Consider the following 12,247-nt stretch of genomic DNA (forward strand, 5'->3'; position numbering starts at 1 on the left):
GTGGCAACCAGCTGGCGGTCGTCGACCACGAGTGTGCATATTGCCTGCGCCCAGCCGGTGTGACCGATCAATCGCTGGAGTTCTTCGCCGGTCGCTGGGTCCCAGATTCGCACCGACTGGTCGCCACACGCGATTGTCAGAAGTTGGCTGCCTTCGAAGTCCACAGGACAAGCCGCGATGATTCCTTCGCTCGGACCGGTCAGACGCCGAACCTGCTTGCCCGCAGACACGTCCCAGAATCGGAGAAACGGGTCGCGGCCACCGGTCATCAACAACTGACGGCCCGCACTGTTGACGGCACAGAGAACCGGAATCCGGGCGATGTGACCGTCGAGGCGATGAAGCTCCTTGCCGGTTGCCGGGTCCCAAATCTGAAGCGATCGGCCGCCACTCGCGGTTGCGAGCAGGTGCTTGTCGTCGAAGATTGCCGCCGAGATGGCGTGAACCGGATCAGTGAACAGGTTGGGAGAGCGCGGGCCGGATTCAGGAACGGGTTTCCAGATTCGTGCGGTCTTGTCATCGCTGGTCGAAGCAAGCATCTGCTGGCCGTCGAGATCCAGTGCGCACATGGCGCGGATGGAGGCTGTGTGGCCGTCGAGGTGCTGAAGTTCAGCCCCCGTGGCCGGGTCCCAGATCCGCACCGAAGGGTCGCGACCGCCTGTGACCAGCAACTGTTTACGGTCGAGGACAATGGTGCACAAGGCTCGGATTGACAGAATGCGTCCACGGAGCCGCAGTACCTCGCTACTGGTCGACGAATCCCAGATTCGGACCGAGGCATCGTCGCTTCCCGAGGCCACCAGGGAACGGCCGTCAAGATTCACACCGCACACCGCCCGCACCCAGTTGGTATGGCCATCGAGGTGTTGCAGTTGTGTGCCTGTGGCCGGGTCCCAGATCCGTACCGATGAGTCACGGCTGCCGGTGACCAGGAGCTGTCGATGATCGACGGTGATTGCGCACGCCGCCAGCACCGTGCCGGTGTGGCCGTCGAGATAGTGCAGTTGTCTGCCTGTGGCCGGGTCCCAGATCCGCACCGATGAGTCACGGCCGCCGGTGGCCAGCAACTGCCGGCCGTCTACCTCGAGGGCACAAACGACCTGCACCCCGCTGGTGTGGCCGACAAGGCGCCGTAGTTCTGACCCAGCGATGGGATCCCAGATGCGCACCGTAGCGTCGTCGCTGCCGGTCGCAAGGAGTTGTTGGCCATTGATCGTAAGGGCGCACACCGCTTGAACTGCGTCCGTATGACCATCAAAGCGCCGTAGTTCTGAACCGACGGCGGGATTCCAGATTCGAACCGAGCTGTCTAGCCCTGCCGTCGCGAGCAATGGGGGATCGTGAGCGTCGAGTACACTGATGGCGCGTATCGAGACAGTGTTCCCGTCGAGGCGACGAAGTTCTGTGCGAGGACGGGCCGAGGCCCACAGGGCACGGTACAGGAGTTTCTGACGTTGCGGCAGAGGATTCAGTTTTTCGAGGGCGTTGGTCACGCTGAACATGGCGGCGCGTTCGGGGGCTTCCACTCGGATTGCCTGTGGAGTGAGATGAATCGTTCTCGCTCGGGCGAGCCCGATCTCGGTACGTGCACCGTTGGCGGGAGACAGTAGGGGAGTCAGGTCGGCGTGAAGAAGATACTCGTCGTCGGCTAGGACGTCGTCTATCAGGCCGGCATCGTGGGCGTGCCGAGGCAGCGACTGCAACAGATACTCGGGTGCGTTCGCCCAGCCCTGATCTCTCCCGTGTGCAAGGAATGCCAGCGTGAGGTGCTGCTGGTCGGCGCGAATACCACCGGTTCCCCGTGCGCGGAGCAGCACGTCGTTCAGGGCCTGGTGGAACAGGCGGAAGACCGGCGCTCCGCCAAGAACGGAATTTTCGATGATAAAGCTTGCAGCGGCGGAGCGTGCGAACCAATCCAGTTTGTGTGGCTCGACGGTAACGCCGAGAGCGCCGTTCGCGACACGCCACAACAGCGTTGTCCAACCCGGGTTCTCTGCATATGCCAGCGAGGTGAGTAGCACGCGAGCAGGCACATCTCCTACGGGCGGGATCTTGTCCAGATACGCGTCGAGGGCAGAGCGCACCGTTGGTGTCAGAGTCAGGTTGTTTGGATCGGCGGCGACTTCGTCGTACATTCCGCGTCGACGGGCATCCAGTCCGGCGATCAGGAAGTTTGGTTCTGCCAGAGCAGCGATTTGCCTGGCCACAGGTCGAGCGATTGTCGGGTCAGCGTAGGGGTTGGCGGGACGCGCCGCGTCATCCATTGCCAGGTTTGCTGCGGCATAGGCCTCAAGGTCGGCCAGCACGAAGTATGCCTCGTGATCGAGGTCAATGATCTTCGCTGCTGCGTCCAGCACCTCCAACAGATTGCCGGCCGCATCATGGTGTCGACTTCCACAGACGATCTGGACGCCGAGTCCACCGCATCCTTGAACCAACGGAAGGACCACGTCGATCAATAAGGAACGGGCTTGTTCTGGTGTAGTGGCTTCGTCGACAGCGTCGATGACAACATTGAAGCGGCGCGGCTGTTTCGTCAGGAACCTCTGCACCGAGGGTACGAGGTCGTCGACTTGACTCGGTAGTCGAACGCCCACCGCGCGGGCGATTTCGGTCGCTACTTGGAGTGCTGTCTTGCCTTTGGCGTGAACCGCACATCCCACAGAACCCGCGGTGGCACGTAGCGCGGTGTCCAGGGATGGAACCTGCAATCGGAGCTCCCTGTCGGCGGTAGTGACGATCCGGCCCAGTACCGCCGACTTGCCAGCGCCGGGAGAGCCGGTCACCACCAACACGCGTCGATCCGGATCCGGACGGTCCAACCACGCGATGATTTCCGTCAAGGCGGCGGACCGTCCCTGGAACCGGTACCCATGATCCAGATCGTTCATCACCCCGCGGCCACGCGGGCGCCAGTGTCGACCGGCCTCTGGGTCGTCCGACAGATTCCAGCCCCACTCCGCAAGGGCAGACAAACCGGCATCTTCCGGCGACCAACCTCCATAGAAACGCAGATTGGCCGCAGGTAGAAAGATATGCGCCTGGGCCAGAGTCAACGCTTGTGCATCGCCTTTGCGATCGCCGGAAGGCAGGGCCTGCCCTACTATCCCTGCGATAGCGTTGTACTCGGGAACCCATAACCCACCGCCCGAGAATCCCTTCTCAACTGGATAAGGCGATTCAGTGTCGAGGCGAACCCAGCCATGCGCCAGCCTCGCCGCGACCGTACCGTCGGCCTCGTTTCCGTTGGGACGACTAGTGGCAGGGAATCCGAACGCCCACCATCTGAGGCCAACCAGGACTTCCGGTTCCAACAACTTCAATCGGGCGGGAGTAACCGCGCCAGGTAGGTCCTCCTCCAAGTGCAGTACTGCCACATCGGCAATTTGCGGAAGGTCAGCGTCATACTCGACCCTTGCCACGCGGCGGCGGACCTTCCACAAAGACGTGACCTTGGGGAATGACACCCACAGTGGTGTCACCAGTTCCAACGGTACGGAGTCATCGAAGTTGTCAAGGACTACGTGAGCGCACGTGAGTACCTGGCGTTTCGAGATCGCGACTGCGGTGCCAATAGGCACGAACCCGCTCTCTTCGCGATGTACCGCGAGCGTCCACGGATCCTCTGCTGGAGCCAGGGATGGCGTCACGTAGGCGGGGTCTCGCTGTCGGGTCGGCCGGTCCCGGGCTGCCACCGCAGTGTGACCTCAAAGTTGCCCTCCGTGGCGGCCTTGGCGATCAGCCAATTCGCCTTTCCTGAGACCTTGATTCCGAATTTGACTTCGACTTCATCCGGCACCAGAGTCTTTGCCTGCTCGAGCACTTCTCGAGCAGCTACCAACGTTGGATCCACCGCCGAGCGGATCCGGCCGAGTACCCGGTCTGTCGAAGCTCGATCGAACCCCGCAGGTGGATCAACCTCGAACTGGACGACTGAGCCATCGTCCACCGTGTACCGAACAACCTCGGTCATCGCGGCCTCCAAGCGCCAGGTGCCCACATATTAGCGGTGTTTCCCGAATGCGGCGCCGGCCACAATGTCGATTGCCGCCGTACCGGAGGTTCTTTCGCATCGTCGGCGCCTTCAGTGCCGCTGTTGCGCCGGAGGTTTCGGCCGTGAGCGACAGGTCGGTCTGGTGCCTGCCTGTCCAGGCCGGGCAATGAGCACGGGTCACGTGGATGCACGAGGTGGAACTGCGCCAAAGACGGCGAAGGGATTGGTCGCGATGTGCGGAAGTGCTGGAACGCCGCTGCCTGCGGTCGTGCGATCAGAATGCTGAACAACTAGATCAACTCGCTTGAGTGAGACCTGACAGACGGGTCACCACGAACGAAACGTCAGCAGCCAGGGTCACACCGTGCCGGCCGAGCTGGACAAAAGGTGTCTACAGGCACCCCTGGCACATTGAGCCCTTTTCAGCCTGGCTGGCGGTGCTCCTCGGTGGTTGAAAGACGTCTTTGCTTCCTCGCCCACCATGGCTCGGCGAGGAGCGGCAGCGGCCCGACCTTGTCGGCTGATCCGTTGCCGGTACGCTGATCGACCATGGTCGACGCACCTCTTTCCGCGCGGCAGGTGCTGGAGGTCGCCGCACCTGTGATCACCGGGATGGTCGGTGGTGAATGGCGCCTCACCGACGAGCCGATGCTCAGGGCGGGGTCTGTCGGCATACGGGTCCTTCCGTCGGACGTCGATGACCCCCGGCACCTCGACCTCGAGATCCTGCTGAACGCCGACCGGCCGGATCTGCCGCCGATCGGCGACTGCACGATGGGCCTCGCGGCCGATCCGGTCGAGGCGACCCGTCAGGCGGTTCAGGCGTGGAGTGAAACCTGCCTGGTCACGGCCCTGGAGGTGATTGAGCAGAAGGGGCGGCTGGCCGAGCACTTCCGGTCGACCGACGAGGGCGGGTTCCCGGGCTGGCACGCAATCGTCGGCGCTGCCACGGGCTGGTCCCTGGACGGATCGCAGGCCAAGCAGCACTGGTTCGCCGAGACGATGCCGTGGGCAACGCTCGCGCCGGTCATCGCGCCGGAACTCGACCGGCCCCACCTCAACGGCATCCGCATGCTGGTCGGCCAAGGCGGCGACTACAGCGAGTGCGAGGTACGGATCAACGGCCGGCGGCACGAGCCGTCCGGCGAGGCGCTTGCCGCGCTCGACTGGCCCCGGAGCGACATCTACAGTCTCGCACGCACGTTCATCCTGCTGGTCGGCCCCGACTGATCACGGCGGGTCAGGCGGCTGCCCGTCGAACTCGGCGAGGGCCGCGAAGACGCGGTCCATGGCTCTGGGCCCACGCCAGTATCACCGCGAACAGCTCGTGCCCAGTGGGGTGAGATCGATCGGGGTCGACAGAGCTGCCCCTCGCCAGGGAGCCTCTCGCATGCTGACCTACCCGTCGTCGATCTCGTTGTCCAACCGCACCCTGAACCACCTAGCCGACCTGATCCGAGCCCGGCGTAAGGAACTGCGGTCACGATGGCGCCGCCTGCCACCCGGTCGACAGGTGCTGCTCGCGTTGGCACACCTACGAAACGGCGACACGCCGGCTCGGCCGGCGGCCGGGTTCGAGATCGGTCCCACGACCGCGTGGCGCTACATCCGCGAGGCCGTCGATCTCCTCGCCGCGACCGCGCCGACCCTGGCGCAGGCGATGGCCTCGATCGCCCGGCTGGCCTTCGCGATCCTCGACGGCACCCTGATCCGTACGACCGGCTCGGCGGCAGCGCAAACCGGCGCTACCACGCAGGCACGCCCCGCCATCACGCCGTCAACATCCAGGTGATCGCCGACTGCGCCGGGCGGCTGAGGTGGGTGTCACCGGCGCTGCCAGGCTCGACGCATGACCTGACCGCCGCGCGTGAGCACGGCATCATCGACGCCTTGGCAGACAAGGATGTGATGACGTTCGCAGATAAGGGATACCAGGGTGCTGCGGCACCATCCGCACGCCGCACAAGCGGCACCACCCGCGGCCGGCGCTGTCGCGTAACCAGGAGGCCGTCAACCGATCCCACGCCAAGATCCGAGCCCTCGGCGAACGCGCGAACGCCACCCTCAAGACCTGGAAGGTGGTGGCCAGACTGCACTGCTGCCCACAACGAGCAACCCAGCTCCTCGCCGCGATCTTCGTCTTCAACCCACCGAGGAGCAGCGCCAGCCAGGATGAAAACGGCTCATTGGCCCTTGTAGCGGCGGGAACTGTATCGCGGGAACGTGACATTGCGCCGGCGCGACGGATGCGGTCCTCCAGGGCCATCGGGGCTCACGGGCGCCACAGGTCCCCGCAGTGTCGACGGATCGCCAGGGTCACCTCCGCGGTCGGCATGAGTGACGCGGACAGGTCGCACACCGTGAACGCCCGCTGCCCCTTGTGGAACCGGTCCGCGGTCGCCGGGGTGCCGAACAGCTCGGAGTCCGGCGCGGCGCCGACGAGAACGGTTCGGGCGCGGCGGGGGCCGACCCGCCGGACGGTGACCATCTCCATGGCGCGCCAGGGGAAGTGGTGCCGGGCGTACGCGTGTCCACTGTGGACCTCGTTACCGGCGGCGAACGCGCGCCGCCACCGGCCCGAGCGCACCGCGGCCCGGCGGCCCAGCGCGACCGCGAGGAGCAGCCAGAGGGCGCCGAGCAGCATGATCTGGGCCGCTTCCGGGTGGTACAGCGTCGAATGGAAGTTCTCGGTGAGGCGGTAGTCGAAATCCTTCACGAACAGGCCGGTCGCGAGGAACGTCAGGCCGGCGACGACCGGGCCGAGGATCCGCAACGCGTTGGCGGACCACGGGTTCGCGGTGGCGACCGTCATGCCGTCGGGGCCGACGCGCAGGATGCGGCGGTCCAGCGACCGGCCGAGGAGCGCGAGCCCGGCGGTCACCAGCGCGCCGGCGGGCACCAGCAGCACGGTCGTCGCCACCTGGACATCCTCCGGCGTGAACGTGTCCGAGGAGATCGCGGCGAGGCCCCAGGCGGCCACGGGCAGGCCCAGCACGGTCAGCGCCGCGCCGGCCGTCGCGATCAGGCCGCGCCTGCGGACGAACTCGCTCACCCGCGGCGGCGCCGGTGGTTGCGGCGCCGGCGGTGGTTGCGGCCGCACGGCCGCCGGCGGCCGCGGAGCCGGGTTCCACGGGACCGGCGGAGGCGGCCACGCGGTCCCCGCGCCGCCCCGCGCGGCGGTGACCGGCACGAGAAGCGGATCCCGGACCGGCGCGACCAACGTCAACGCGCCCTCGGCCACCACGGTCTCCGGCTGCTCGGTGATGGTCGGTGCGAGGCCGAGCGCGCGGTGCAGGAGCGTGGCGACCATCGGCGTGCGGCTGCCGCCGCCCACGAGGAACAGCGACGAGATGCGCTCACGGGGAACCCGGGCCTCGCGGACGCACCGTTCGGCCACCTCCACCGTGCGCGCCAGCAGCGGCAGCGCGGCCCGCTCGTACTCCTCCCGCGTGACGAGGACGTCGGACTCGGCGAGCGTCACGTACAGGCCGGCCGACGACTGGCGGGTCAACGCCTCCTTCACCTCGCGGGCGTCGTTCCACAGGGCGCGGAAATGCCGCAGGTCCGACGGTCCCGACGGGGTGCTCAACCGCCGCCACACGTCCGGTGCGCGGCCGGCGAGCGCACGGCCGACGGCGGCGACGATCTGCGCGTCGAGGTCGAGGCCGCCGAAGTCGTCGAGGCCACGCGACGCCAACGTCTCGAAGCCCGCCGGGGTGTGGCAGACCACGCTGACGTCGAACGTGCCGGCGCCGAGGTCGTAGACCACCATGCAGTCGCCGCCCCGCCCGCCACCGACCGCCGCCAGGTAGGACGCCGCGGCCACCGGTTCCGGGACGAGCACCGGCTGCGGCATGCCGGCCGCCTGTGCCGCCTGCGTCAACGCCGACCGGCGCGCCGGTCCCCACGCCACCGGATACGTCAGGCAGACCGCCGCCGGGTGCGTGCCGGCGGCCCGTACCGCCTCGGCGTAGACGCGGCGCAACGTGACCGCGATGAGGTCGACCACCGGGTGGACCCGGTCGCCGAGCAGCACGTCGAGGTCGTCGATGCGCCGCTTCACGTGCGGCTCGTAGTTGGCCGGTGCCAGGCTGGCGCTGCGCACGGCGTCGCGCCCGCTGACGACCGACCCGTCGGGGTTGGCGAACACCGCCGACGGCAGCAGCGGAAAGCCGTCGAACAGCAACGGCCGCACCCGGCCCTGCGGCCACCGCAGGACGGCGACCGTGTTCGATGTCCCGTAGTCGATCCCGAGCTGGTAACCCGGCGACGGCATACCCATACCGGCCGTACGTCGCGCGGCGGTCCGGGTCGCCGCCGCACCCCGTGAACTGCCCGATGGGCGCCGCGGCGCACCCGTTCGGCCGACCACGGTGGGCTGTCGGGCCAGCGGGTAGCGTGTGACCCGCACCTGAGGGGCGGGGGACCGATGCTGTATGCCGCCGTGGTCGTCGTCGCGGTCGCGGCCGTCCTGCTGGCGATCGACGGGGTGCGCCGGCGCTTCGCGGTGGTGACCGTCGACGGGATGAGCATGGCGCCGACGTTCACCCACGGCGACCGGGTCCTGGTGCGGCGCGTCGCCCCGTCGGCGCTGCGCCTCGGGCAGGTCGTGGTGCTGCAGCAGCACGCCGACCACCAGAGCTGGGACACCGCGCCGCTGCCGGCCCGCGCGGTCGGCACCAGCCGGTGGTACATCAAGCGGATCGCCGCGGCACCGGGCGACCCGGTTCCGCCGTCGGCGGTGCGCGGGGTCGGCGCTCCCGCGGGCACGCCGGTCCCGGTCGGGCGGCTGGTCGTGATCGGCGACAACGTCGGGGAGAGCACCGACTCCCGGTTCTGGGGCTACGCGCCGGTCGACCGGGTACTCGGCGTCGTCGTGCGGCGCATGGGCTGAGCCGCCATTTCGTTCTCCATAAGGAAATCGTTCTTCCGCCGGGCACCGCGCGGGCCCGCGGACCGGGCACCTCTTCTAGGGTGTCCGGGTGAACGGTTACCGCCTGGGCGTCGATCTCGGGACGTCGACGACCGTGGCCACGGTCGTCGGCTCCGACGGGCGTGCCCGACAGCTGCTGTTCGACGCGTCGCCGCTGCTGTCGTCGGCGGTGCACGCGTCGGGGCGCGGTCTCGTGGTCGGCGCCGACGCCGAACGCGCGGCGGCGCTGGACCCCGGCGGCTTCGAGGCGAACCCGAAGCGGCGTATCGACGACGGCACGGTGTGGCTGGGCGAGCGGGAGATCCCGGTGGCGGAGCTGCTCACCGCCGTGCTGCGCCGGGTCGCCGACGAGGCGACGCGCGTCGGTGGACGGGCACCGGCCGAGGTCGCCGTGACCCATCCGGCGGCGTGGGGCGCCACCCGGCTGGCCGTGCTGGCCGACGCCGCCGGCCGGGCCGGGCTGGGTCCGGTGCGGTTCGTGCCGGAGCCGGTGGCGGCCGCGGCGTACTTCGTCGCGGTGGCCGGTGCGCGGGTTCCGGCCGGGCACTCGGTGGTCGTGTACGACCTGGGCGCCGGGACGTTCGACGTGAGCGTCGTGCGCCCACGCGGGTCCACGTACGAGGTTCTGGCGACGGCGGGCCTGGACGACGTGGGCGGCCTCGACCTCGACGCGGTCGTCGTGGCGCACGCCCGCGCCACCGCGGGCGCCACTGACGGCGCCACCGGCGGCGCCACCGACGGTGGCGCGACGGAACTGTGGCGGCGGCTGGACTGGCCGCGGGACGAGCCCGACCGGCAGGCGCGGCGGCAGCTGTGGCAGGGCGCGCGGGCGGCGAAGGAGCAGCTGTCGCGGCACCCGACCGCGGAGTTCGCCGTGCCACTGGTCGGTGCGCGGGTCCACCTGACCCGCGAGGAGTTCGATCGGGCCGCCCACGCGCACCTGGAGCGGACGGCGACGCTGACCCGCACGGTGCTCGGTGAGGCCCGCGTCCCGCCGGAGCTTGTCGCGGGTGTGTTCCTGGTGGGCGGGTCGTCGCGGATCCCGCTGGCCGGCACGCTGCTGCACCGGACCCTGCGGATCGCGCCGACCGTGCTCGACCATCCGGAGCTGGTGGTGTCGGAGGGGAGCCTGCACGCCGTCGTACAGACGCCGGCGTATGGTCCCGCGGCGCCGTACGCACCCGTACGGCAAGCACCGCCGGCGACGATGCCGCCGGCGACGATGCCGTCGGCGACGATGCCGTCGGCGACGATGCCGCCGGCGACGATGCCGCCGGCGACGATGCCGCATCAGGCGCCATACCAGGCACCGCCGCAGCCGATGCCCCAGCCGGTGCAGCCGTCGGGTCCGTACGTGCGGCGGCGCTGGTACCACAACCGGACGGCGCGTTATCTCGTGATCGGTTTCCTCGCCTGGTGGACGCTGCTGATCGCCCTGGCGTTCATCGACCCGTTCAACAGCTGAGCGTCGACGCGGTTCCGGCGGGAACACAGGTGAGTCACCGCTGCTCACAATGCGGGTTACCAACCGCCGCCGGTCCACGGTTCGGGATCGCTCTTTGTTCTCTGTGACAACCCCTCGATGCCCGATGCGGCCGTTTCGCGCACCTTCAGCCGGCGAAGATCAGCTTCTCAGGAACGACAGTGAAGTCAGCGTCTTCACGTCTGTTCCTGGTAACTGTCCAGGTACTCGCACCGGCCTCCTGGCCTGCTGCGATGTACAGGTTCCTCCAGCGTGCGCCATGCCTGAGTGGTGTCACTGTGCGTGACGTTCGCGGAGTCGGCCCGGGTCGATCGACGCACCAAGATTAGCCTTTGAGGAACGAGAGTGCAGCGGGACTTCACTGTCGTTCCTGAAAAGCTGATCTTGTCCGGTTGACGGCGGCGCGAAACAGTCGAACCGGGCATCCAAGTGTTGTCACGGGGAGTAAGGGGCATCGGGGGCGCGATCTTGGCCCCTCGATCCCTCGACTGGTTGAAGTACCTGAATGGTTCCTGGAAGCCGATCTTGTTGATGCGAATCGGCCCGGGGTCGATTCTGTGAACGTTACGCACCGTGACGCCAAACGGGGGTGCCTGAACGGTCGCCGCTGCCTCACCAGGAGCATCTCGCGCGATTTCGTGCGGGACCGTAAAGCGCCTGACGACCTATCTGGGTCGATGCGTTGACCACAAGGACCGAGATCAATAGATTTGGCCCGGACCGAAACTCCGCATGGGGGAGTGGCGCGTTCCATTCCGCGCAACTGGAGGTATTGACGTGCGTACAAGAGTCCTCATCCGAACCGTGGCCGCGGTCATCACGATCATGGTGGCTCAGGTGGCCGTCGGCTCACCGGCCCGGGCCGCGGACAACCCGGGCCAGCTGATCGTGAACGACGCGACCGAACTGTGCCTGGACGGCAGCGTCTCCCAGGGCGTCCGCCTGAGCATGTGCAACGCGGCCAGCCCGTACCAGCGGTGGACGAGCACCTTCCTCGACGGAGACTCCTACATCCTCATGAACCGGGCCAGCGGCACCGTGTGCCTGGACGGGAGCGTCACGTCCGGTGCGCGGATGCTGCCGTGCAACTACGGCGCCTGGCAGGTCTGGGAGTCGGGAGAGAACCTCCAGCTGTTCAACGCCGCGTACGACGACGACCGCGCCCTCGACGGCAGTGTCAGCCGAGGGGTGCGGATGAACGTGACCGTCAACAGCCGCTACCAGCACTGGCGCTTCGTGACCCGGTAGGCGACGGGCTCCTGTGTCTTGGCCGGGCCGCTCGGAGTGGTGGCGCTGAGCGCGGCGGGGCGCCACGCTCAGCGGCCGTACCGGTGGGTCAGGCGGGCGGCGGGCTGACCCGGTGCACGTTGTCGATGGCGACCGACCACCGCCCGTGCTCCTTGACCAGGCCCATGGTCACCTCGTAGTGGATGTCCTTGCCGGTCTCCGGGTAGTTGACGTGCGCCTCGAGGACGGCGATGCCGGAGTGGCAGCCGTACACCGTCTCGGTCTTGATCTCGTAGAGCCAGACCCACCCGGGCACGGCGAACGCCTGCCGGGCGTTGGCCATGATGGCGTCGCGGCCGTAGGTCGCCACGCCGTCGGCCCAGAAGATCATGCGGGGGTTGAGGATGCGCTCGTACCGCTGCGCGTCACGGGAGTTGTAGGCGTCGTTGTCCTCCACGACGGCCGCGTGGAACTCCTGGGCACAGCGGCGGTTCTGCCGTTCCTCGGAGCCGGCCGACGCCGCGGTCGGCACCGCGACACCGACGCTGGCGACGAGGCCGGCGAGGGCGACGAGGAGTGTTCTTCGCATGGGTCCTCCAGATGGGTCGTT

8 protein-coding genes and 1 pseudogene are annotated in these 12,247 nt (G+C 68.1%); 5 read left to right on the forward strand and 4 right to left on the reverse strand.

Annotated elements, in window-relative coordinates:
- Both Voc01_RS27135 and Voc01_RS27140 read right to left on the reverse strand, forming a co-directional pair.
- A partial coding sequence (locus Voc01_RS27135) for a trypsin-like peptidase domain-containing protein (protein ID WP_307781594.1) occupies window positions 1-3,695 on the reverse strand: 3,695 nt, incomplete at its 3' end.
- Window positions 3,647-3,973, reverse strand: coding sequence for a CU044_2847 family protein (locus Voc01_RS27140; protein ID WP_203930394.1), 327 nt, complete (start codon window positions 3,971-3,973; stop codon window positions 3,647-3,649). The genes Voc01_RS27140 and Voc01_RS27135, both read right to left, overlap by 49 nt.
- Window positions 3,974-4,543: 570 nt before the next feature.
- Here Voc01_RS27140 and Voc01_RS27145 point away from each other — a divergent pair.
- Both Voc01_RS27145 and Voc01_RS27150 read left to right on the forward strand, forming a co-directional pair.
- On the forward strand, window positions 4,544-5,224 hold the full coding sequence (locus Voc01_RS27145; protein WP_203930395.1) for a DUF6348 family protein: 681 nt from the start codon (window positions 4,544-4,546) through the stop codon (window positions 5,222-5,224).
- A gap of 160 nt (window positions 5,225-5,384) precedes the next feature.
- Window positions 5,385-6,141: pseudogene (locus Voc01_RS27150) on the forward strand (transposase family protein); the annotation flags it as partial.
- A gap of 125 nt (window positions 6,142-6,266) precedes the next feature.
- Here Voc01_RS27150 and Voc01_RS27155 read toward each other — a convergent pair.
- A complete protein-coding gene (locus Voc01_RS27155) occupies window positions 6,267-8,270 on the reverse strand; it encodes an Hsp70 family protein (protein WP_203930396.1) in 2,004 nt (667 codons plus the stop codon).
- A 153-nt stretch (window positions 8,271-8,423) separates the two neighbouring features.
- Here Voc01_RS27155 and Voc01_RS27160 point away from each other — a divergent pair, with 153 nt between their 5' ends.
- From Voc01_RS27160 to Voc01_RS27170, 3 genes are all read left to right on the forward strand, one after another.
- Complete coding sequence (locus Voc01_RS27160) at window positions 8,424-8,888, forward strand: S26 family signal peptidase (RefSeq protein WP_203930397.1); 465 nt, start codon at window positions 8,424-8,426, stop codon at window positions 8,886-8,888.
- Window positions 8,889-8,976: 88 nt separating this feature from the next.
- Window positions 8,977-10,392, forward strand: a complete 1,416-nt coding sequence (locus Voc01_RS27165) for an Hsp70 family protein (RefSeq protein WP_203930398.1) — start codon at window positions 8,977-8,979, stop codon at window positions 10,390-10,392.
- Window positions 10,393-11,187: 795 nt separating this feature from the next.
- A complete protein-coding gene (locus tag Voc01_RS27170; RefSeq protein WP_203930399.1) occupies window positions 11,188-11,658 on the forward strand; it encodes an RICIN domain-containing protein in 471 nt (156 codons plus the stop codon).
- A gap of 88 nt (window positions 11,659-11,746) precedes the next feature.
- Here the strand turns inward: Voc01_RS27170 and Voc01_RS27175 are convergent, their stop codons facing one another.
- Window positions 11,747-12,226 (reverse strand): nuclear transport factor 2 family protein, encoded by a 480-nt coding sequence (locus Voc01_RS27175; protein ID WP_203930400.1) that lies wholly within the window; start codon window positions 12,224-12,226, stop codon window positions 11,747-11,749.
- Between the last annotated feature and the right edge of the window lie 21 nt (window positions 12,227-12,247).

Origin of the sequence: Virgisporangium ochraceum, from assembly GCF_016863655.1 — a bacterium.
Classification (GTDB): Bacteria; Actinomycetota; Actinomycetes; order Mycobacteriales; family Micromonosporaceae; genus Virgisporangium; species Virgisporangium ochraceum.